Origin of the sequence: Streptomyces pseudovenezuelae, from assembly GCF_029892565.1 — a bacterium.
In the GTDB taxonomy this organism is placed as follows: Bacteria; Actinomycetota; Actinomycetes; order Streptomycetales; family Streptomycetaceae; genus Streptomyces; species Streptomyces pseudovenezuelae_A.
The window spans coordinates 103,502-125,164 of record NZ_JARXVH010000019.1 but is presented as its reverse complement, the minus strand read 5'-3'; the positions used below and the strand labels follow the sequence as shown (position 1 = coordinate 125,164).

The 21,663-nt window shown below is 71.1% G+C and carries 19 protein-coding genes; 10 read left to right on the top strand and 9 right to left on the bottom strand.

From position 1 onward, the window contains the following. Positions 1-104 precede the first annotated feature (104 nt). On the top strand, positions 105-1,763 hold the full coding sequence (locus tag M2283_RS41200; protein WP_280881680.1) for a serine/threonine protein kinase: 1,659 nt from the start codon (positions 105-107) through the stop codon (positions 1,761-1,763). Here M2283_RS41200 and M2283_RS41195 read toward each other — a convergent pair. Further along, positions 1,755-3,200: a serine hydrolase domain-containing protein gene (locus M2283_RS41195; RefSeq protein ID WP_280881679.1), complete on the bottom strand. Its 1,446-nt coding sequence runs from the start codon at positions 3,198-3,200 to the stop codon at positions 1,755-1,757. The genes M2283_RS41200 and M2283_RS41195 overlap by 9 nt on opposite strands. A gap of 191 nt (positions 3,201-3,391) precedes the next feature. On the opposite strand from M2283_RS41195, the gene M2283_RS41190 reads away from it, so the two are divergent. Continuing rightward, positions 3,392-4,408: a hypothetical protein gene (locus M2283_RS41190; RefSeq protein ID WP_280881678.1), complete on the top strand. Its 1,017-nt coding sequence runs from the start codon at positions 3,392-3,394 to the stop codon at positions 4,406-4,408. Positions 4,409-4,499: 91 nt separating this feature from the next. Next, positions 4,500-5,156: a DUF2238 domain-containing protein gene (locus tag M2283_RS41185; protein WP_280881677.1), complete on the top strand. Its 657-nt coding sequence runs from the start codon at positions 4,500-4,502 to the stop codon at positions 5,154-5,156. Between the two features lie 29 nt (positions 5,157-5,185). Here the strand turns inward: M2283_RS41185 and M2283_RS41180 are convergent, their stop codons facing one another. Next, positions 5,186-5,611 (bottom strand): DUF6328 family protein, encoded by a 426-nt coding sequence (locus tag M2283_RS41180; RefSeq protein WP_280881734.1) that lies wholly within the window; start codon positions 5,609-5,611, stop codon positions 5,186-5,188. 166 nt (positions 5,612-5,777) lie between these two features. Continuing rightward, positions 5,778-6,761, bottom strand: coding sequence for an aldo/keto reductase (locus tag M2283_RS41175; protein WP_280881676.1), 984 nt, complete (start codon positions 6,759-6,761; stop codon positions 5,778-5,780). A gap of 152 nt (positions 6,762-6,913) precedes the next feature. Between M2283_RS41175 and M2283_RS41170 the strand changes: the two genes are divergently transcribed. Both M2283_RS41170 and M2283_RS41165 read left to right on the top strand, forming a co-directional pair. Beyond that, a complete protein-coding gene (locus tag M2283_RS41170) occupies positions 6,914-8,701 on the top strand; it encodes a cholesterol oxidase substrate-binding domain-containing protein (RefSeq protein WP_432423197.1) in 1,788 nt (595 codons plus the stop codon). A gap of 105 nt (positions 8,702-8,806) precedes the next feature. Then, on the top strand, positions 8,807-9,652 hold the full coding sequence (locus M2283_RS41165; protein ID WP_280881674.1) for an alpha/beta fold hydrolase: 846 nt from the start codon (positions 8,807-8,809) through the stop codon (positions 9,650-9,652). Here M2283_RS41165 and M2283_RS41160 read toward each other — a convergent pair. The 5 genes from M2283_RS41160 to M2283_RS41140 form a co-directional block, all read right to left on the bottom strand. Further along, positions 9,621-10,220, bottom strand: a complete 600-nt coding sequence (locus tag M2283_RS41160; RefSeq protein ID WP_280881673.1) for a TetR family transcriptional regulator — start codon at positions 10,218-10,220, stop codon at positions 9,621-9,623. The genes M2283_RS41165 and M2283_RS41160 overlap by 32 nt on opposite strands. Further along, positions 10,217-11,701 carry an MFS transporter gene (locus M2283_RS41155; protein WP_280881672.1) on the bottom strand — a complete coding sequence of 495 codons (1,485 nt, stop codon included), beginning with the start codon at positions 11,699-11,701 and terminating at the stop codon, positions 10,217-10,219. Before M2283_RS41155 ends, M2283_RS41160 begins: the two co-directional genes overlap by 4 nt. An 88-nt stretch (positions 11,702-11,789) precedes the next feature. Next, positions 11,790-13,007, bottom strand: a complete 1,218-nt coding sequence (locus tag M2283_RS41150) for an FAD-dependent monooxygenase (RefSeq protein ID WP_280881671.1) — start codon at positions 13,005-13,007, stop codon at positions 11,790-11,792. A gap of 164 nt (positions 13,008-13,171) precedes the next feature. Further along, complete coding sequence (locus M2283_RS41145) at positions 13,172-13,867, bottom strand: ribonuclease H family protein (protein ID WP_280881733.1); 696 nt, start codon at positions 13,865-13,867, stop codon at positions 13,172-13,174. Positions 13,868-13,899: 32 nt separating this feature from the next. Further along, positions 13,900-14,460, bottom strand: a complete 561-nt coding sequence (locus tag M2283_RS41140) for a TetR/AcrR family transcriptional regulator (protein WP_280881670.1) — start codon at positions 14,458-14,460, stop codon at positions 13,900-13,902. 118 nt (positions 14,461-14,578) lie between these two features. Between M2283_RS41140 and M2283_RS41135 the strand changes: the two genes are divergently transcribed. Beyond that, positions 14,579-16,048, top strand: coding sequence for an MFS transporter (locus M2283_RS41135; protein ID WP_280881669.1), 1,470 nt, complete (start codon positions 14,579-14,581; stop codon positions 16,046-16,048). A gap of 6 nt (positions 16,049-16,054) precedes the next feature. Here M2283_RS41135 and M2283_RS41130 read toward each other — a convergent pair whose 3' ends face one another. Continuing rightward, positions 16,055-16,852, bottom strand: a complete 798-nt coding sequence (locus M2283_RS41130) for a VOC family protein (RefSeq protein WP_280881668.1) — start codon at positions 16,850-16,852, stop codon at positions 16,055-16,057. 151 nt (positions 16,853-17,003) lie between these two features. Here M2283_RS41130 and M2283_RS41125 point away from each other — a divergent pair, with 151 nt between their 5' ends. The 4 genes from M2283_RS41125 (at position 17,004) to M2283_RS41110 (ending at position 21,662) form a co-directional block, all read left to right on the top strand. After that, the gene (locus M2283_RS41125) at positions 17,004-18,011 is read left to right on the top strand and encodes a zinc-binding alcohol dehydrogenase family protein (RefSeq protein WP_280881732.1); all 1,008 of its coding nucleotides are present in this window, start codon (positions 17,004-17,006) and stop codon (positions 18,009-18,011) included. A 225-nt stretch (positions 18,012-18,236) separates the two neighbouring features. Next, positions 18,237-19,676 carry a family 2B encapsulin nanocompartment shell protein gene (locus tag M2283_RS41120; protein WP_280881667.1) on the top strand — a complete coding sequence of 480 codons (1,440 nt, stop codon included), beginning with the start codon at positions 18,237-18,239 and terminating at the stop codon, positions 19,674-19,676. A gap of 16 nt (positions 19,677-19,692) precedes the next feature. Next, positions 19,693-20,742: a family 2 encapsulin nanocompartment cargo protein terpene cyclase gene (locus M2283_RS41115; RefSeq protein ID WP_280881666.1), complete on the top strand. Its 1,050-nt coding sequence runs from the start codon at positions 19,693-19,695 to the stop codon at positions 20,740-20,742. 44 nt (positions 20,743-20,786) lie between these two features. Then, positions 20,787-21,662, top strand: coding sequence for a geranyl diphosphate 2-C-methyltransferase (locus M2283_RS41110; protein ID WP_280881731.1), 876 nt, complete (start codon positions 20,787-20,789; stop codon positions 21,660-21,662). Position 21,663 lies beyond the last annotated feature (1 nt).

Genomic DNA, 21,663 nt, shown 5'->3' with positions numbered 1-21,663 from the left:
ATGAGCAAAAGGCAGCCGCCGCCCTTTGGTCGAGGAATGTTTGAACATACCCCGGCCCACTTGCCGTACTTCTGGGAAAGGGGAACACCCGGGTTCAGCGAGGGATGACCATGGTCAAGGCGCACGTCTTCACGCACGAGCTGGTCGCCGGAAGGTACCGGCTCGTCGATGTCGTCCACCGCGAGACGAATCGCCTGTGCTGGTACGGCAACGATGTCGAAGCCCAACGCCCTTATCTCCTCACGCAGATCGGGCTCCCGGACGATCCGGATCCGGAGGCCGTGCCGCGCGCCGTCCGCATCATCCGGATGTCCGAGACCATGGGGCAGCTGTGCCCCGGCCGGGTCGCGACGGTCGTCGACGCCGTGGAGGAGAACGGCGCCCTGTGGACGGTCACCGAATGGATCGACGGCACCCCGCTGAGCGAACTCCTCGAACAGCAGGGCCCGTTCAACTACGTGCGGGCCGCGCGCATCGCGCTGGAGCTGCTCGACGTGCTGGAGGTCGCGCACGGCGAGGGCATCACGCACGGCGAGCTGAGCCCTGGCCAGGTGTACGTCCAGGACCGGGGGCCGATCGTGGTCACCGGCTTCGGACTGGCGGGGGCCACCCTCGCGCCCCGGCTCACCGCACCCTCGTACGCCTCGCCCGAGCAGGCCCGCGACGACCGCATCGGCCCGGCGGCCGACCTGTGGGCCCTCGGCGCGATGCTCTACACGATGATCGAGGGGCGCCCGCCGTTCCGTGACCGGGACCGGTCCGACGCCACGCTGAAGGGCGTGGACAAGCTTCCGCTGCGCGCCCCCGTGCGGGCGGGCCCGCTCACCCAGACCGTGCAGGGCCTGCTGCGCAAGAACTCCAGGGAGCGGCTGACCCGGCCGGTGGTCCGTGAGGCCCTCAGCCGCGTGCTCACCGAGGAGCCGGAAGCGACACGGCGCAGCGGCTCGGGACATGGGCTGCGGGATGTCTACGTCGCCGCGGTGCACGCCGTCCCGAGCTGGCGCCGGCCCTCCATGGCCGTCGGCACCGCCCTGGCCGTGGGCACGATCGCCGTCGCCGTGCTCGCCGCGACCCATCAACTCCCGGGCATCAACGACTCCGCGGCCGGTTCGGCGACCCGGCCGTCCGCCTCGGCCGGCGTCGCCGCGGCCGGTGAGCGCACCGACGGCAGAGCCTCGGCGCCACCCGCGTCCCCGTCGGAACCGTCGGTACCGCCGAAGACCTCACCGCCGGCCTCCCCCTCGACATCGCCCTCAACCTCCCCGTCGCCCACGGCCTCCGCATCGGCCACGGGCCTGCCGGCCGGTTTCCGCCGCTACACCGCGCCGGAAGGCTTCTCCGTCGCCCTCCCCGCCGGCTGGAAGCGGCTGGAGACCCAGCGCGGTGGCGACGAGTCGGTCCGCGTGACCTTCGGCGCGGACGACGACCCGCGCACGCTCGCCGTGACCTACAGCGAGGTCGTCGGCCCGGATCCCGTCGCGGTGTGGCGGGACGACGTGGAGCCGGTGCTGAAGCAGACCGCCGGGTTCGAGCGGATCGGGGACATCGAGGCGACGACGTACCAGGGGCGCAAGGCCGCCGACATGGAGTGGCTCTCCGATGTCGACGGCACGCAGGTGCAGACCTTCGGCCGCGGTTTCCTCCTCGGCGGCGGGCGCGGCTTCTCGCTGCGCTGGACGACGCCGGCGGCCGACTGGGACGACGCCGCCAACCAGCAGGCGCTGGACACCTTCCTGAAGACGTTCCGGGTGACGTCAGACTGACGGCCGGGGCGCCCGCATCGCGCGCAACGGAGGGCTGTGCAGTGGGGTCGTACGCCACTTCGCCGTAAAGGTCCGCTGCGGCAGCGAGCACGTCACCGCCAGGCGATGCGGCGTCTCCAGGAACACCACGTCGACCGCGAGGGTGTCCGCGTCGGCCCATCCCCCGCTCACCGCGGTGGGCATCGTCCCCTCGGCGACGGCCCAACCGGCTTCCCCGATCCGCAGATCCAGCCGGCGACCGTCCTCCGTGAGACTCAGCCCCCAGCCGTCCGCGTCGGCCGTCACCTCGACGCCGGTCAGCTTCGGCTGGTCGGCACAGACACCGCCGTCGGGCGTGAACTCGGCGCCGGACCAGTCCCGGTGCCGCTCCGGCGGCGCGGACTTCCCCGGGACCGGCGGCAGCGCGAGCAGCGCCAGCCGCTCCCCCAAGGCCTCGTCCGCCGCCTCCCGGCCGGACAGCGGCTCCGGTCCGAAGGCCGGCAGCAGGTGCTCCCAGGCCAGGTCGAGCACCCGCTGCATCTCCTCGGTGGCCGCGGTCGTCGCGATCACGGCATCGTGCTCGGGCAGCACCACACAGAACTGCCCGTACGCCCCGTCGCCGCGGTACCCGTGCCGGGCCTTCCAGAACTGGTAGCCGTAGCCCTGCTGCCAGTCCGACTGCGCCGCCTCGGGCGTACCGGAGCTGTTGTCGATGTGCGGGCGCGTGGCCTCGGCCACCCACCCCTCGGGCAGCAACCGCTCGCCCTCCCAGACACCGTCCTGCAGATACAACTGGCCGAGCCGGGCGATCGCGTCGGTCGTGGCGTGCAGTCCGCTGAAGCCCAGCTCGCGGCCGGCCCGGTCGCGCAGCCACGCGACCTCGCCGATGCCGATCCGGTCGAGCAACCGGGAACGCAGATAGTCCGTCAACGACTGGCCGGTCACGCGCTGGACGATCGCGGCGAGCGTGTACGTGGCGGGCTGGTTGTAGGCGAAGACGGTGCCCGGGTCGCGCTCGGGCGGCACCAGCAGGAAGCCGCGCACGAGTTCGTCGCGGTCGTTGGCCATCGCCCGCTCCAGGGTCTCGGCCTCGTGCCCGCTGGCCATCGACGCCACGTGCCGCACCCGCATCGCACGGCTGCGCGGGTCGGTGATGTCGGCCTCGAACTCCGGGAAGTACGAGATCACCGGATCGTCGAAGCGGAGCAGCCCCTCGCCGACGGCGAGCGCGGCGGCCGTCGAGGTGAAGCTCTTGCTGAGCGAGTAGAGGAGATGCGGACGTTGCGGCGTGTACGGCGCCCACCAGCCGGACGCCACCAGCCGACCGCGCCTCATGATCATCAGGCTGTGCGGCTCGATGGCGGGGTCGGCTTCGAGGGCGTCGAGGAAGGCGTGGACGCCGGTGGCGTCGACGCCCTGGGCAGCGGGGGTACCGGTGGGCAGCGAGCGATCACTCATGACGGCATCCTCCCTGACGGAACACACCGAAGCCCAGGCCTGGTTCTCCCTGACCGAGCACGCCGAAGCCCAGGCCTGATCCTCCCTGAGGAGCGCGCCGAGGCCCAGGCCTGCCGACCCGTCGCCATGCGTGCGGCTAGGCTTCCGGTCTGCAGCTTCACCCCCGTCTGCCGTGCACAGGAGAGTCATCCGTGACCCTAGCGATCGATCCGTCCGAGACGTCCGCCGCGCCCCTGTCCGACCTCGTGGCGCGGGACGCGCGCGAGTTCGGCGTCTACGCCCGGACCGGCGGCTGGGCCTTCGGCCTGATGGTGGCGCGCAGCGTACGGCCGGGCGGGCAGGGCGCGGAGGAGACGCCGAAGGTGTCCGCGAAGGAGTTCGCGGAGCTCGCCGGCTGCTCCGCCGACCGCGTCATGCGCTTCTACAAGGCCTGGGACCGCGCCGCCGACGACGGTGTCGTCCCGCTCTTCGAGGCCCTCGAACCGGGCCAGGACGTCGAGTTGCCGGACGCCGACCTGTGGCTCACCTACTACGTCTCCCGCAACAGCGCCACCTCCGAGCGGGGCACCGCCATCACCGAGGCCGCCGAGGCCGAGGGCATCCGCCCGACGAAGGCGCTGGAGGTCGCCGAGAACCCGACCGCGCTGCGCGCCGCGATCCTCGCCGACCCCTCCACGGCCCGCGCGGCCCGCCAGGCGCTCCTCGACCGCGTGCGCGAAGACCCGGAGCTCCAGGCCGAGTTGGCCCGCGACGTCGTCCGCACCGACGACCTCAAGAAGGCCGTCGCCACCGAGTCCAGGTCGGCCGACCGGATCGGGTACGTGCGTCAGATCGCCGAGTCGGGCCAGGTCAAGACGCCCGCCGGGCAGACCATCGACGCGCCCGTCGACCTGCGCCAGGAGGCCGAACGGCACCTGTCGCTGCTCGACGAGCTGGAGGAGGACGAGGACACCGGCGAGTGGGCCACCGAGGCCTACGACACCATGAAGTCGCTCGTCGTCGAGGCCGTGGAGGCCGATCCCGAACTGCGTGTCCAGGAACGGCGGACGAAGTTCTACAGCAGCCTGCAGAAGGCCACGAAGGTCTTCGAGGAGCTGACCTTCGACGATGTGCAGGAGTTCGTCGAGGACGACATGGTCCAGCGCCTGGAGGAACTCCAGCAGGCCATCACCTCCTGCATCACCGCCCTGCGCAGCGCGCAGAACTGAGGTTCCGCTACCCGGCGGGGCTGAGTAGTCGTACTCATGCCGCCGCCCGGCCGCCCGGCCACGATGGGGGCTCCCACGAAGAGGAGCCCCCATGACCACCGTCGCGCACCCCACCGTCGTCCCCCGCCGGCACCTGCCCACCGTGCTCGCCGGCGTCGTGGCCGTCGGCCTCGCCGTGTCGGCCTGGGGCGCGAAGGACCCCACGACGTGGTTCCTGGAGACGATGTGGGTCCTGGTGGGGCTGCCACTCATCGTGTTCACCTGGCGGCGTTTCCCGCTGACGAACCTGCTGTGCTGCCTGCTCGCCGCGCACGCGCTCGTCCTGGCCGTGGGCGGCCACTACACGTACGCGGAAGTGCCCTTGGGCGACTGGGTACGGGACACCTTCGGCCTCGACCGCAATCCCTACGACCGCTTCGGGCACCTCATGCAGGGCTTCGTACCGGCCCTGCTGGTAAGGGAGTTGCTCAGTCGTACGTCACCACTGCGCGGCAGCCGCTGGCTCGCTCCGCTGACCGTGTGCGCGTGCCTCGCCTTCAGCGCCGTCTTCGAGATGCTGGAGTGGCTGGCCGCCGTGACCGGCGGGCAGGCGGCGGACGCCTTCCTGGCCACGCAGGGCGATGTGTGGGACACGCAATGGGACATGTTCTGCGCGCTGATCGGCGCCACGGTCTCGGTTCTGGTGCTGAGCCGGGTGCACGACCGGCAGCTGGCCGCGCTGGACGCGGACGCTCGGCAGGTCCGGTAGCGGGCGGTCAACAGGGCTGTGACCGACGGTCACTTGACCGTGTGGCGGTGCCGGGTCCACAGGGGCAGGACGAACCAGCACAGGACATACCAGACCGCCACCCCCGCGACCAGATAGGGCACGTAGTGGTCGTGCGTCGCCACCCGCAGGACCAGCAGCAGGGCGGCGATCATGGTGGCGAAGAGCAGGAGCAGCCCGACAAGCGTCAGCCGGGACGCCCACCGCACCGCCTGCGTCTTGACCCGTCGACCGGAGACCAGGCGGTGCAGGGAGACCGGTCCGATCAGGGCGCCCGTGGCACAGGCGCCGAGGACGACGGTCACGATGTAGATCGTCTCGTTCGCCTGGCTCAGGTCCACGAAGCGCGGCGTGAACACGACCGTGAGCAGGAAGCCGAAGAGGATCTGTACGCCCGTCTGGGCGACGCGGATCTCCTGGATGAGCTCGCCCCACATCCGGTCGGCGCGCTCGGCCTCGCTCTCGTCGCGGCCATCGCTCCGCTCGCGGCCATCGCTCCGGTCGGGGTCGGCCTGTGGAACGGTCACTTGTCCTCCCGGTTGGCGTCGGCCGGCACGTGTCCCCGCCCTAGTACCCCGAGAACGGTGACCGTCCCAGGTCCGGCTACCAGCGGCCCTCGACCTGCTCCTTGATCCGCCGGTCGTAGAGGTCGGCGATCGCCGCGAGCGTCTCGTCGGTCAGCTCCGGGAGCCGGGCGGCGGAGGCGTTGGCGCGGGCCTGCTCGGGGGTGCGGGCGCCGGGGATCACGGTGGTGACGCCGGGCTGCTGGACGATCCAGCGCAGGGCGAGCTGGGCCGGGGTGCAGCCCTCGGGGGCCAGGGCGGCGAACTCGGCGGCGGCCTCGACCCCGGTCACGTAGTCGACGCCGGAGAAGGTCTCGCCGACGTCGAAGGACTCACCGTGCCGGTTGTAGGTGCGGTGGTCGTTCTCGGCGAAGACGGTGTCCTTGGTGTACTTGCCCGACAGCAGCCCGGAGGCGAGCGGCACGCGCGCGATGACGCCGACGCCGGCCTCATGGGCCGCGGGGAGCACCTCGCGCAGGGGCTTCATACGGAACGGGTTCAGGATGATCTGCACGCTCGCGACACCCGGGCGCGCGATCGCGGTCAGCGCCTCGGCGCAGGTCTCCACGCTGACGCCGTACTTAGCGATGCGCTCCTCGGCGACCAGGGTGTCGAGGGCGTCGAACACCTCGTCCGAGGAGTAGACGGCGGTCGGCGGGCAGTGCAGCTGGACCAGGTCGATGCGGTCCACGCCGAGGTTGCGCCGCGAACGGTCGTTCCACGCGCGGAAGTTGTCCAGGACGTAGTTCTCAGGGAGCTGGTCGACCCGGCGGCCCATCTTCGTGGCCACCATGACGTGCAGGTCAGGTCGGCCGCGCAGGAAGCCGGCGATGGTCTCCTCGCTGCGTCCGTCGCCGTACACGTCGGCGGTGTCGAAGAAGGTCACCCCCGACTCGGCAGCCGCCTCCAGCACCGCGAGGGCTTCCTTGTCGTCGACGTCTCCCCAGTCGGCACCCAGCTGCCACGTGCCGAGACCGACGACGGATGCCTGCTGACCCGACCTACCGAAAGTGCGCTCGTCCATGGCGTCAGTCTGTCATCCGTCACCGACATCCGCGGAACCGGTTGCTCCGGTGCACAGGCCCGGTCGCTCCGGTGCGATACCTGCGAATCTGTCACTCACACGGGTGATGGGATTCGACGAATGCACGGCACGTGTCAACGGCGCCCTAGCGTGTGGCCGTGACTGACCGTTCAATGAACAACTTAGTGTTCGACGCCTCGGACCACCCGTCCCCCGTCGCGTCCTGCGCGCCGTCCTCCGCCCCACCCTGCGATCCCTCCTGGACCCGCCGCGGCTTCCTGTTCGGGGCCGCCGCGCTGGCCACCGTGCCCGTCCTGACCGCCGCGGATCCGGCGGTGGCGGCACAGGAGCTGCCGGACTTCCCCGCGGGCGTCGACCTGTACCGCTCGGCGTACCGGAACTGGGTCGGCGAGATCACCGCCGACGGTCTGTGGGCCTGCGCCCCGAGCGGCCCCGACCAGGTGGTCGACGTCGTCAACTGGGCCTGGCGACACGGCTGGACGGTACGCGCGCGTGGCGCCGCGCACGGCTGGTCGCCCCTGACGATCACCGAGGCCACATCGGCGGACGCGCCGGTACTCCTCCTCGACACGGCCCCGCACCTGACCTGCCTCGCCCTCGACTCGCCGACCGCCGTCCGCGCCGGCACCGGGATCACCCTGGAGGTGCTGCTCACCTACCTGGAGGAGCACGGGCTCGGGGTCACCGCGGCGCCCGCTCCCGGCGACCTCACCCTCGGCGGCGCCCTGGCGATCGACGCGCACGGCACCGCCGTACCCGCCGAGGGCGAGCGGCGGACGCACGGCCACACCTACGGCTCGCTCAGCAACCTCGTGCTGTCGCTGACGGCCGTGGTGTGGGACGAGGAGGCGGGCGCGTACGTGCCGCGGACGTACCGCCGCGACGAGGCGGACTGCGCCGCGCTGCTGACCCACCTGGGCCGCTCGCTGGTGACCGAGGTCGTGCTGCGCGTGGGCGCGAACGCCCGGCTGCGGTGCCTGAGCCGTACGGACATCCCGGCCGCCGAACTCTTCGCCGCGCCGGGCTCCGACGGACGCACCCTCGCGAGCTTCCTCGACGAGTCGGGACGCGTGGAGGCGATCTGGTTCGCCTTCACCGAGGTGCCGTGGCTGAAGGTGTGGAGTGTGTCGCCGACCCGGCCGCTGACCTCGCGGCGCGTGACCTCGCCGTACAACTACCCCTTCTCCGACAGCGTCCCGACCCTGGTGGCGGACCTGGTCGGGCGGATGGTCTCGGGCGCGGCCTGGTATCTGGCGCCGGTCCTCGGCAACGCCCAGTTCGACGTGGCCGCACTCGGGCTGGTGACGACGCTGTCCGCCGACATCTGGGGGCCGTCGAAGAACACGCTGCTCTACATCAGACCGACCACCTTGCGGGTCACCGCGAACGGCTACGCGGTGCTCACCAGCAGGGCCCAAGTGCAGCGCGTGGTCGCGGAGTTCACGTCCTTCTACCGGGAGCGCCTCAAGGCGTACGCGACTCAGGGGCGTTTCCCGGTCAACGGCTCGGTCGAGATCCGGGTGACCGGCCTCGACGACCCCGCCGACGCCGAACTGGACGGCGCCCGGGCCCCGTTGCTGTCGGCACTCCGACCGAGCGACGCGCACCCCGAGTGGGACACGGCCGTCTGGCTGGACGTCCTGACCCTGCCCGGCACACCCCACGCGGCGGCCTTCCTGCGAGAGTTGGAACATTTCCTCCTCGCCACCTACGACGGTGAGCACGCACTCACCCGGGTCGAGTGGTCGAAGGGCTGGGCCTATACGGACGAGGCCGCCTGGAGCGACGCCGAGGTACTGGACACGGCGGTGCCAGCCTCGTTCGGCGAGAGCACGTGGGGGCAGGCGGCGGGGGTGCTGGACCGGCTGGACCCGCACGGCGTCTTCGGCAACGCGTTCCTCGACCGGTTGCTTCGGTAGGCGGCTACTCCGACAGGCGGCTCCCGCGATAAGCAGCTGTCGCCCTGAGCCGTTGCCGCGATAACCGGTTGCAGTCGTCCGCAGGGCGCTGAGAAGGTCCTGATCATGCCTGCCTTCTCCGCGCCCGACGGAACCGAACTCGCCTGCCACCTCATCGGTGCGGGCCCACCCCTGGTCTGCGTCCCCGGCGGCCCCATGCAGGCCTCCGCCTACCTGGGCGATCTCGGTGGCCTGTCGGCGCACCGGCAGCTCGTCCTGCTCGACCTGCGCGGGACCGGCGAGTCGGCGACACCGGACGACCAGGCCTCGTATCGCTGCGACCGCCAGGTCGACGACGTCGAGGCCCTGCGCGGGCACCTCGGCCTCGACCGTCTCGACCTGCTCGGGCACTCCGGTGGCGCGAACCTGGCACTGCTGTACGCCGCCCGCCATCCGGAGCGCGTCCGCAGTCTCACGCTGATCACGCCGAGCCTCTTCGCCGTCGGGATCCCGGTCTCCGGGGAGGTCCGGCGTGCGACCGCTCTGCTGCGCCGGGACGAGCCGTGGTTCGCGACGGCCTTCGAGGCGCTGGGCGAGATCGGCGCGGGCCGGGCCACCGCCGACCACTGGGCGGCCGTATCGCCGTTCTTCTACGGACGTTGGGACACGGCCGCGCAGGTGCATCACGCCGCTGGGCCGGAGCAGAAGAACCAGGAGGCCGCGGTGGCTTACGGTGCCGACGGGGCCTTCGACCCGGAGGCCACCCGGGCCGCGCTGGCCCGCTTCGACGCGCCCGTGCTGCTGCTCGCCGGCGAGGTCGACCTCAACTCGCCGCCGTCTACGGTGAGTTCACTCGCCGGGCTCTTTCCGAAAGCCGAATTCGTGGTGCAGCCGGGAGCCGGTCACTTCCCGTGGCTCGACGACCCCGAGCGGTTCGTGGCTACGAGCGCCGGGTTCCTGAGCCCGGCGTGAGGTGCACCTGGACCGCGGGCGCGTAGCGGTCGACCACGTCCTCCAGCGTCGCCCGGCGCAGTTCGGTGCCGCGGGCGATGCCGTAGATCACGCCGAGTCCGAGCAGGGCGGCGACGGCCAGTTCGGCGCGCAGGCCCGCGTCGGGGCCGTCGAGGCGCGCGGTGAGGCGTTCGGTCACCTGGGTGCGGAAGTTGGCGCGCAGGATGTCGCCCTGTTCGCCGTGCAGTGGCGCGAACACGATTCGCAGCAGGGGGTCGGCGCCCTGCTGCGACTGGCTGAACAGGACGTGCCGGACCATGTGCGCGCCGAGTTCGTCGAGCGGGGCGTCCAGGAGCACGTCCGCGTCGGCCTCGAAGGACATGACGCGGGCGAAGAGGGCGTCCTTGTTGCCGAAGTACTTGAGGATCAGCGGCGCGCTGACCCCGGCCCGCTCGGCGACCGCCTTGAGCGTGATGTCGCCGTGGGCGTGCCGGGCCAGCAGATGGCGGGCGGCCTTGAGGATGGTCGCCTTGGTCGCCTCGGCGTCCCGGCGGACGGGCGCGGTGGGAGGAGTGCTCACGGCACTCATGCTCCCTCCAACGCCTCGTCACGGCTGCTCCGGGTGCGGTCCTGGGCGTGTTTCGTCTCGTCGGACGCCGGGTCGTCGCCGGGGATGGTCAGGGCCGCGGCGCAGGCAGCCAGGGCGACGGCGCCCGCCATCCCGAAGGCGAGCAGGTAGCCGTGCAGGGTGGGGACGGGGGCGCCGCCGATGAGGCTGGTGTGGTGGACCAGTACGGCGGCGACGGCCGCGCTGGAGACGGCCTGGCCGATGGTGCGCATCAGGACGTTGACGCCGTTGGCGGAGGCGGTCTGTTCGGCCGGGACCGCGCGCAGGATCAGGGTGGGGAGAGCCGAGTAGGCGAGGGTGGTGCCGGTGGCGACGACCGTCGCGCCCAGGATGATCATCCAGAGGTCGCGGCTGTCGGCGATGCGCACCGCGTAGCCGCAGGCGATGACGGCGGCCCCGAGGGCGAGCGTGATCCGTGGGCCGCGGGACGCGGAGATGCGGGCCGAGACGGGCGAGAACAGCAGCATGGTGATGCCGCCGGGCAGCAGGCACAGGCCGGTGGCCACGATCGACAGGCCGAGCCCGTATCCGGTGGCCTTCGGCGCCTGCACCAGTTGGGCCGTCACCAGGGAGTTGGCGTAGAACGCGAACCCGGTGAGCAGGGCCGCCACGTGCGAGAGGCCCACGCGCGGCCGGGAGACCAACCGCAGGTCCACCAGCGGCAGTTCGGTGCGCAGTTGCTGCCACCACCACACGCCGAGTACGGTCACGGCGGCGACGAACAGGGCCAGCACCGAAGGACTCCCCCACCCCCACTGCCCGCCCTGGGACACCCCGAGCAGGAGGCAGACCAGTCCGGCGGCGAGTCCGAGGGCGCCCAGCGTGTCGAAGCGGCCCGGTTGCCGGACGGGCGACTCCTTGACCGCCCACCACACGGCCGCCACACCCAGTGCGCCCAGGGCGCTGGTCAGCCAGAACATGGTGTGCCAGTCGGCGTACTGCACGACCAGCGCGGCCAGCGGCAGGCCGAGGGCCGCGCCGATGCCGACGGTGGAGCTCATCAGGGCCACCGCGGAGCCACGGCGCTCCGGCGGCAGTTCGTCGCGCAGGATGCTGATCGACAGCGGCACCACGGAAGCGGCGGCGCCCTGGAGGGCGCGGGCCGCGATCAGCACGACGATGTCGGACGACAGGGCGCACATCACCGAGCCGACGGTCATCAGGGCGAGGGCCCCGGTCAGCACCCTGCGCTTGCCGTACATGTCGCCGGCCCGGCCGAGGACGGGGGTGAGGACGGCGCCGGACAGCAGGGTCGCCGTGACCAGCCAGGAGACCGCGCCCGCCGAGGAGTTGGTGAGGCGGGGCAGGTCGGGCAGCAGGGGGACGACCACCGTCTGCATGACGGCCATGAGGATGCCGCCGAACGCCAGCACCGGGATCGCGAGCCGGTCCCGCAGGGCCCTCCGGGCGGAGGGCTCGGCTATCGGTGCGGGCTGGTCCATCGGCGCTCCATGCGAAAAAGAAAGGGTGAATGGCAATTCACCATAGCTGGTGAATTGCCATTCACCCAAGGTGGGGCCGGGGCGGGGCCTACTTGCGGGAGGCCAGCGCCCGGGCGTGCACCGTGCGGGCGACCTTCGGTCCCAGCCAGCGCTTGAACCTGCGCAGCGCCTCCAACTGTCCGGCCGCCCGGTCGATCCGGTAGTAGAGCTGGGGCGGCACGTAGGGCAGCAGCGGCGAGTGGCGCTGGCCGAGCAGGGCGAACATCCGCTCCGGCGGCAGGTGCATGTAGCGCTGCAGGTTCTCGTACCACTGGGCGCTGTAGCGGGCCGCGCTCTGGATCGACAGGAGGGCCGCCTTGCGTTCCCGCTCGTAGTGGGCGAGGGCGTCGGGCAGGTCGGGGTGCTCGCGCAGCGCGTCCGCCAGTGCGATGGCGTCCTCCAGGGCGAGCGTGGTGCCGGCGCCGATCGAGTAGTGCGTGGTGTGGGCGGCGTCGCCGACGAGGACGAGGTTGTCGCGGTGCCAGGTGCGGTTGGTGAGGGTGCGGAAGTTGAGCCACTGGGCGCTGCCGTCACCGGTGGAGCGGCCGATGAGGGCGTGGCCGTCCAGCACGTCGACGAAGAGCTTCTCCAGGAGGGCCAGTCCGTCGGCCTCGTTCGCGGTGTCGAGGCCGAGCCCGGTCCAGGTCTCGGGGGCGCACTCGACCACGCAGGTGCTGCGCTCGGGGCTGAAGCCGTAGCCGTAACACCAGATCCAGCCGTGGTCGGTCTCCACGAAGGCGAAGGTGAAGGAGTCGAAGACCTTGCTGGTGCCGAGCCAGATGTAGTGGTTGCGGCCGGGCCGCAGCTCGGCGCCGAAGTGGTCGGCGTGCCGGGTGCGCAGGGCGCTGTTGACGCCGTCGCCCGCGACGACCAGGTCGGCGTCGGGCAGGTTCCCCTCGGTGATCTCGTGCTCGAACTCCAGCCGGACGCCCAGCGAGCAGGCCCGGGCGGCGAGGATCTCCAGCAGCCGGTGCCGGCCGATGCCGAAGCCCTCGTCGCCGGGCTGCCGTGTCGTCAGGTCACGGACGCGGGCCGTGCCCTCGTTCCAGGTGACGGAGTGCTCGGAAAGCGCGCGGGCCGATTCGGGGTCGAGTTCGTGCAGCTTGTCGCGCAGTCCGCGCCAGTAGGTGACGCCCCAGCCGTAGGTCGAGCCCTCCGGATCGCGCTCGTACACGGTGATGTCGTGGGACGGGTCCTGCCTCTTCAGTAGGATCGAGAGATACAGGCCGGCGGGCCCGCCGCCGACGCAGGCGACCTTCACACGCACCCCTATGAGCTACCCAATGCGGTCAATTGGCAACGCAGAGTAGCAGGAGATGGATGCGGCTCAGGGACGCTCGGGAACGCGTCAGCCCGACCGAGCGACACCGCTCAGAACTCGACCGATCGGACCTCGACCACTCAGAGCAAGACCGATCGGACCTCGACCGGTCAGGCCTCGGCCGTGGCGCACTCCGGGTGACCCCAGCTCTGCCCGTTCTTGCTGATGGGCTCGCCCGCGGCGTAGGAGCGGCCGCAGGAGCATCGGCCGGGGAACTTGGCCTTGATGGTGCGCGAAGCGCCCCCGCGCGGCTTGGTCGCCGCGGAGTTGCGGCGCGGGGCGCCCTTGGACTTGGGGGTGTCCGGGGAGGGCGGCGGCTCGGGTGAGCCGAGTTCGCTGCTCGCGGGTTCCTGGACGATGGCCGCCTGGCTGGCGGCGCGGTCGGCGAAGTCGTTGAGCGGGTCGCCGTCGACCTGGTGGGCGGGGACGTAACGGAAGTCGACCGTGCGGCCGGCGAGCAGCTCGTCGATGCGGACGACCAGTTCCTGGTTGGCGACGGGTTTGCCGCCGGACGTCTTCCAGCCGTTGCGCTTCCAGCCGGGCAGCCAGGTGGTGACCGCCTTCATGGCGTACTGCGAGTCCATCCGCACCTCAAGGGGCACGTCCGGATCGGTCGACGTCAACAGGCGTTCCAGCGCGGTCAGTTCCGCGACGTTGTTGGTGGCCTTGCCGAGCGGTCCCGCCTCCCAGCGGGTCGGGGTCTCCGTCTCGTCCGCGACGACCCAGGCCCAGGCCGCAGGTCCCGGATTTCCCTTCGAAGCGCCGTCGCACGCGGCCACCACACGTTCACCCATGCGCCCGATCATGCCATGGCCGCGAGGGGCGTTCGGCCGGACGCTCACGTACCGGGCTCCCGCGCGGGCAGCCCGCGCAGGAGTACGTCGAGGAACAGGTCGAAGCGGGGTGCGTTCGGGCCCATGTCGTGCCCCAACTGCTGGGAACCAAGCCACTGCACGACCCCGAGTCCGAAGATCTGCCAGCTCTGCTCGGCCATGTCGTCGGAGACACCGGCGAGTTGGAACGCCGAGACGACGCGGTCGCGCAGCCGTCCGAAGGCGTGCGGGTTGTGGCGGTGCGGCATCGCCACGTGGGCGGCGTATCCGGGTACGGCGAGGAACTGGTCGTGCATCCGCCAGGCGAGGTCGGACAGCCACCGCCGCCAGGTGTCGGCGGTGGGCTCCGGCGTCGGGAGGATGCGTTCGACGACGACCTCGCTGACGAGGTCGAGAAGCTCGTCGCGGGTGCCGACCCAGCGGTAGAGGGCCGAGTGGGAGACGCCCAGCCGCTCCGCGATGTCGCGCATCGTCACGGTCCGCAGGTCGCAGCCGAGCGCGGCCTCCACGATCTGCTCTCGGCTCAGGCGAGCGGGGCGGCCGAGCCTGGGTGTCTTCGCGTCCACGGAAGCAGTCTACGAATCCGTCCGACTTACTTAGTGACCATCGGTCACAAATACATTAGGGTCACCTTACTTACCTGTGGGACCTACCTGTGGGATTCATCTGTGAGGAGGGGCGCTGATGTGGGTTCTGGCCGGTCTGATCGCCGCCGTGATGTTCGTCGTGCGCAGGATCCGGCGGGGCGGGTCGAAGGGATCAGCCGGCGGCGGGGCCGCGGTGTTGCTGCTCGCGGCTTTCGGCGTCGCGCTCGCGCAGACGATCGTGCTCGCCGCACTGACGGTGTTCGCCCGCGAACTCGACGTCTCCGCGACCGGTGCGACCTGGCTCCTGACCGCCTTCATGCTCGCCTCCGCCGTCGCGACGCCCGTGGCGGGGCGGCTCGGTGACCTGTTCGGCCACCGTCGTGTCATCGTCACTGGTCTCGCGCTGCTGCTGGCCGGCTCGGTGGTGTCCGCGGTGAGCACCCACCTGGGCTCGTACACCGGAATCGTGGCGGGCCGGGTGCTTCAGGGGCTCTCCGGCGGTGTCTTCCCGTGCGCCTTCGGGCTGGCCCGCCAGCGCGTGCCCGCCGAGCGGCTGGGCGGTGTCGTCGCGGCGCTCAGCGCGATGTTCGGCGTCGGTGGAGCGCTCGGCCTGGTCGCCGCCGGTCCGCTCGTCGACGTCACCGGCCCTGCCGCGCTCTTCTGGCTCGTCGCCGCCCTGGCCCTCCTGGCGCTGGCCGGCATGATCCGTGTGCCGTCGTCGTCCGCGCCGGCTTCCCCCGCGGGCCGGGTGGACCTCGCCGGAGCAACCCTGCTCGCGGGCACCCTGGTCGCCCTCCTGCTCGCCGTCAGCCAGGGCCGCGCATGGGGTTGGTCCTCGCCGGGGATCATCGCGCTGTTCGGCACCGCGGTCGCGCTCGCCACCGCATTCGGGGTCGTCGAGCGGCGGGCCGCGGCCCCCCTGGTCGACCTGCGCCTCTTGATCGGGCCGCGACTGCTCACCACGAACGTGGCCACCCTTGTGGTGGCCGTGGGGATGTTCGCCGCGGTCACGCTCCTGCCGCTGTTCGTCCAGACGCCCACCGCCCTCGGGTACGGCTTCGGCTACTCCCCTGCCCGGACCGGTCTGTTGATGGCCCCGATGGCCGTCTGCATGCTCCTCGCCGCGCCGCTCGCCGCGCGAGTCTCGACCGCCCGGGGCACGCGGGCCGTCTTCCGGGCGGGCGCGGTCCTCGCGGCGATCGCCTTGGCCGGCCTCGGAGTTCTCCACGAGCACATCGTCGAGGTGGTCGTCTGGTGCGCCCTCCTGGGTCTGGCCTACGGCCTTGCCTTCGCCTCGCTCGGCGGCCTGGTCGTCGGCGCCGTCGGCCAGGAGCAGACCGGTGCGGCCACGGGCATCAACACCATCCTGCGCACCGTCGGCGGCGCGATCGGCTCCGTCCTCGCCGCCGTGATCGTGGCATCGTCGGCGACCGCGCCCGGACGACCGGCGGCGGAATCGGGCTACACCACCGCGTTCCTCGTCTCCGGCGCGATCGCACTCGGCGCGGCCGCTATGACCGCGGCCCGTGGCTCTGTGACCACCGACCCGGTGGAAGCGATCCTCTAGACGCCTCTAGACGTCCACGCTCGACGGCATCTCCCCTGCGGTGGTCGTGACGTCGATCACCGAGAAATTCGCGCCCTGCGGATCGCTGAGCGAGGCGAACCGGCCGAACGGACTGTCCATCGGGCCGAATCGGAGGATGCCGCCCTGCTTGGTGGCCTTGGCGACGGCGTCGTCGCAGTTGTCCACGGTGAAGTAGACGTTGATGTACGGCGGTACCTCGGGCGGGAATTCGTCCGTCATCCGCATCCGGCCGAGGACGGTGTTCTCGCCGAGGTCGAACATACGGAAGTCGACGTTGTCGTCCTGCACCTGCTTGGCCGTGTAGCCGAACACGGCGGGGAAGAACGCGTCGGACTTCTCGGGTTCGCGGGTGAAGACCTCGGCCCAGCAGTACGCGCCGGTCTGTTCGGGCGTCGCCTCGAAGCCCTCGTGGAGGCCGCCCTGCCAGATGCCGAAGACGACACCGCTCGGGTCGCGGGCCAGACACATGGTGCCGAACTCGCCGACCTGCATGGGCTCCATCAGGATCTCGCCGCCGTTGTCACGGATCCGGCCGGCGGTCGCGGACGCGTCCGGCGAGGCGAGGTAGAGGCACCACTGCGACTGGCTCTCCTGGCCGGGCATCGGCGGCACGACCGCGGCGACGGCCTTGCCGTCCGTATACGCCTGGGTGTAGTTGCCGTACTCCGACGAGGACTCGCCGAAGGTCCAGCCGAGGACATCGCCGTAGAAGCTCTTGGCGCCCTCGACGTCACCGAACATCGCGTCGGTCCAACAGGGGGTTCCCTCAGGTTGTACGGCCATGATCGCGGCCCTCTCCCGAATCGGTGGTTGGTCCGTTTCCTCACGCTAGTCATCCGTCCGGCCGAGCGCGCGCCGAACGCGGCGGTCCGTCCCAGAATGGACGGAAGGCCCTTCGACGCGACGGACGGGGTGCGGGATGGCGGACGGAACGATGCGCGCGTGGTCGGTGGTGGAGCCGGGGCCGGTCGAGGAGGGGGCGCTCCGGTTCGTCGAGAAGCCGGTTCCGGTGCCCGGTGACGACGAGTTGCTGGTGCACGTGCGCGCGTGCGGGGTGTGCCGGACCGATCTGCACGTCACCGAGGGCGATCTGCCGGTGCACCGGCCGGGGGTGACGCCCGGGCACGAGGTGGTCGGCGTGGTCGCCGGGCTCGGGACGGGGGCCCGCGGTTTCGCCGTGGGCGACCGGGTGGGCGTGGCCTGGCTGCGGCGCACGGACGGGACCTGCGGGTACTGCGCGCGTGGGGCCGAGAACCTGTGCCCGGCGTCGCGCTACACCGGCTGGGACGCGGATGGCGGTTACGCGCAGTACACGACCGTGCCAGCGGCCTTCGCCCATCCGCTGCCCGACGGGGTCGACGACGTGGCGCTCGCCCCGCTGCTGTGCGCCGGCATCATCGGCTACCGCGCGCTGCGGCGAGCGGCCCTGCCACCGGGCGGACACCTCGGCCTGTACGGCTTCGGGGGCAGCGCCCACCTGTGCGCGCAGGTGGCACTGGCCGAAGGTGCGACGGTGCACGTCATGACCCGCGGTACGGCCGCCCGACAGCTGGCGCTCGACCTGGGCGCCGCCTCCGCGCAGGACGCGTACGCGAGCCCGCCGGAGCCGCTGGACAGCGCGATCCTGTTCGCCCCGGTCGGCGACCTGGTCCCGGTCGCCCTACGCGCCCTCGACCGCGGCGGAGTCCTGGCGATCGCCGGCATCCACCTCAGCGACACACCACCGCTGCACTACGAGACCGAGCTGTTCTACGAGAAGGAGGTGCGCAGCGTCACCGCCAACACCCGTGCGGACGCGAGGGAGTTCCTGGAGCTCGCCGCCCGGCACGGCGTACGCGCCACCACGCACACCTACCCCCTCTCGCGGGCGGACGAGGCGCTGAACGACCTCAAAGCGGGCCGTTTCGACGGCGCCGCCGTACTGGTGAACGACCTGTTCTGAGCGCCACGGGTGGCACGTCACCGGCGTGCGAGCGCACCGCCGCCAACTGCCTGCCCCCGCACCGGAGTTTGTGCCTCGGGGACACGAAACCGCCCCCTTCGCGCTGTACCGGGCTGATCGCCACCCCTGTTGCCTTGTACAGGCGGTGCGTACCTGTCAGCCACCGCTTCGTCGCCTTCAACTCCGACCACTCCGCTCACCCCTGTACGCCCTCAGGGAGGGAATGTGTCCGCCCCCGAAAGCGTCCCCGACCCCGCAACCGACGAACCCGTCCCCGCATCCACCGCGCCGGACCTCACCACTCTCAGCACCCAGGCCGCGCGCCAGCTCGCCACGACGACCAAGTCCGAACCACAGATGCAGGCCATCAGTTCGCGATGGCTGCTCAAGTCCCTGCCGTGGGTGGACATCAGGGGCGGCACCTACCGGGTCAACCGGCGCCTCCAGTTGCGGATCGGGCGCGGCCGGGTGCAGTTCGAGCAGAACGGCGCCGACAACATCAAGGTCATCCCCGAGACGCTCACCGAACTGCCCGTGCTGCGCGGCTATCAGGACATCGATGTCCTGAGGGAGATCTCCACCCGGTTCCGGGCGCGCGAAGTGCGGGCCGGGCAGGTCGTGTTCGAGGCCGGGCAGCCGGTCACGGAGACGTACCTGATCGTCCACGGCCGCTTCACCCGCTACACAGAGGGCAAGTACGGCGAGGAGGAGATCGTCGGGGTGGTCGCCGACGGCGACCAGATGGGCGACGAGGCCATCGGGCAGTCCGATCCGCTGTGGCTGAGCTCGGTACGGGCGGAGACGTCGGGCGTGCTGCTCGTGCTCCCCTGGGACGTGGTCCGGGAGTTCACCGACCGGGTGGCGTCGCTCGCCGAGCACCTGGAGGCGTACGCCGAGTCGCAGCGGCTACCGATGAACCGCAAGGGCGAGGCCGATGTGCCCGTGCAGGCCGGCCACGTGGGCGAGCCGACGATCACCGGCGGCTTCGTCAACTACGACCTCGCTCCGCGCGAGTACGAACTCTCGCTCACCCAGACCGTGTTGCGGGTCCACACGCGCGTCGCCGACCTCTACAACGACCCGATGGACCAGACCGAGCAGCAACTGCGCCTGACCGTCGAGGAGATCCGCGAGCGCCAGGAGTGGGAGCTGGTCAACAACCGGGAGTTCGGGCTGCTGCACAACATCGACTACGGCCAGCGGGTCAGCACCTTCACCGGTCCGCCGACCCCGGACGACATGGACGAACTGCTCGCCATGCGCCGCAAGACCAAGGTGTTCCTCGCTCATCCGAAAGCGATCTCGGCCTTCTTCCGGCAGTGCAACCGGCGTGGCCTGGTGCCCGGCACGGCGAGTGTCGACGGGCACGAGGTCCCCGCCTGGCGGGGTGTCCCGATCTTCCCGTGCAACAAGATCCCGGTCAGCCGGCAGCACACCAGCAGCATCATCGCGCTGCGCACGGGCGAGGCCGACCAGGGGGTCGTCGGGCTCTACCAGACCGGCATCCCCGAGGAGTTCCAACCGGGCCTGAACGTCCGGTTCATGGGCATCGACACCGCCGCGATCATCAGCTACCTGGTCACCGCCTACTACTCGATGGCCATCCTCGTGCCCGACGCGGCCGGGATCCTGGAGAACGTCCAGATCGGCCGGACGGCCGACTGACCCGGTGGAGTACGGAATGAGCACGCCCACGTCCACACCGTCCCTGCCCGGCCCGCCCAACCTCGCCCGCACCGTGCGCGCCCGGCGCAGTGGGGTGGTCCCGGGGCTCAGGTACCGGTCCGCCGTTCCCGCCGATCCGGAGAAGGTCGCCGAGGTCGACCGGCGCCTTGAGGCCTGGGCCCGCGGCCTGGACCTGTTCCCGACCGCCTGGAAGGGGGACTTCTCGGGATTCCAGTTCGGCCGGGCCGTGGTCCTCCAGCATCCGGGGGCGGCCGACCTGGAACGGCTCACCGTGGCCGGGCAGTTGCTGCTCGCCGAGAACCTCGTCGACAACCTCTACTGCGAGGAGGACGAGGGTCGCGGCGGATCGCACCGCGGACTGGGCGGTCCGCTGATCATGGCCCAGTCGGCGATCGACCCGTACCACGGCACGCCCGCGCTGGAGGCCCAGTGGCGCGAGGGCATGCAGGCCGACGGTCCGCTGCGCTCGTACCACTGGGCGGTCAAGGACTACGCCGGCTTCGCCACGCCCAGCCAGACCGACCGCTTCGTCCACGACATCGCCCGTCTGCACCTGGGATATCTCGCCGAGGCCGCCTGGGCGGAGACCCGGCATGTGCCCCAGGTGTGGGAGTACCTGGTGATGCGGCAGTTCAACAACTTCCGGCCCTGTCTGTCGATCGTCGACGCGGTCGACGGCTACGAGCTGCCGGAGGCGGTCTACGCCCGTCCCGAGATCCAGCGGATCACGGCGCTCGCCTGCAACGCCACGACGATCGTCAACGACCTCTACTCGTTCACGAGGGAACTCGCCAGTGTCCCCACCCACCTCAACCTCCCGCAGGTCATCGCCGCCAACGAGCGGTGCGGGCTGAAGGCCGCCTATCTCAAGGCCGTCGAGATCCACAACGAGATCATGGCCGCGTTCGAGGACGAGTCCGCCCTCCTGGCCGCCGTCTCCCCGCTCGTGGAGCGCTACGCCCAGGGTCTGTCCGACTGGGTGGCCGGCAACCACGAGTGGCACGCCACCAACACCCACCGCTACCACCTTCCCAACTACTGGTAGGCGCAGCTCCGATGAACGATCAGCAGGACAAAGAGGAGTCACCGTTGACCATCGCCGCCGCCGGCACCCGCAACGCTCCGGTGCCGACCCAGTCCACGTACCAGACCCGCGTCGCGGACTACTGGAACGCCGAGGAGAACCCGGTCAACCTGGAACTCGGCAGGATCGACGACCTCTACCACCACCACTACGGCGTCGGACCAGCCGACCGGTCGGTGCTCGAAGAGACCGACGACGCGCTGCGGCGGGAGCGGATCACCGCCGAACTGCACCGCCTTGAGCACGCCCAGGCCGAACTGCTCGCCGCCCACCTCGGCCCGCTGACCCCCGCCGACCGCGTCTTCGACGCCGGCTGCGGACGCGGCGGCGGCAGCGTCGTGGCGAACCTGCACTACGGCTGCCACGCCGACGGCGTGACGATCTCCGCGAAACAGGCCGCGTTCGCCAACGAACAGGCGCACCAGCGGGACATCGACGACAAGGTGCGCTACCACCACCGCAACATGCTCGACACCGGCTTCCCGACCGGCGCGTACGCGGCGTCGTGGAACAACGAGTCGACCATGTACGTGGAGTTGGAGCTGCTGTTCGCCGAGCAGGCCCGGCTGCTGCGCCGCGGCGGCCGGTACGTCGTCGTCACCGGCTGCTACAACGACACCTACGGACGGGCCTCGCGCGAGGTGTCGCTCATCAACGCGCACTACATCTGCGACATCCACCCGCGCTCGGAGTACTTCCGGGCGATGGCCCGCAACCGTCTCGTCCCCGTCCATGTGCAGGACCTCACCGCGGACACCATCCCCTACTGGGAGTTGCGCAAGGAGGCCGACCACCTGGTCACGGGCATCGAGGACACGTTCCTGAACGCGTACAAGAACGGCAGTTTCCAGTATCTGCTGATCGCGGCCGACCGGGTCTGAA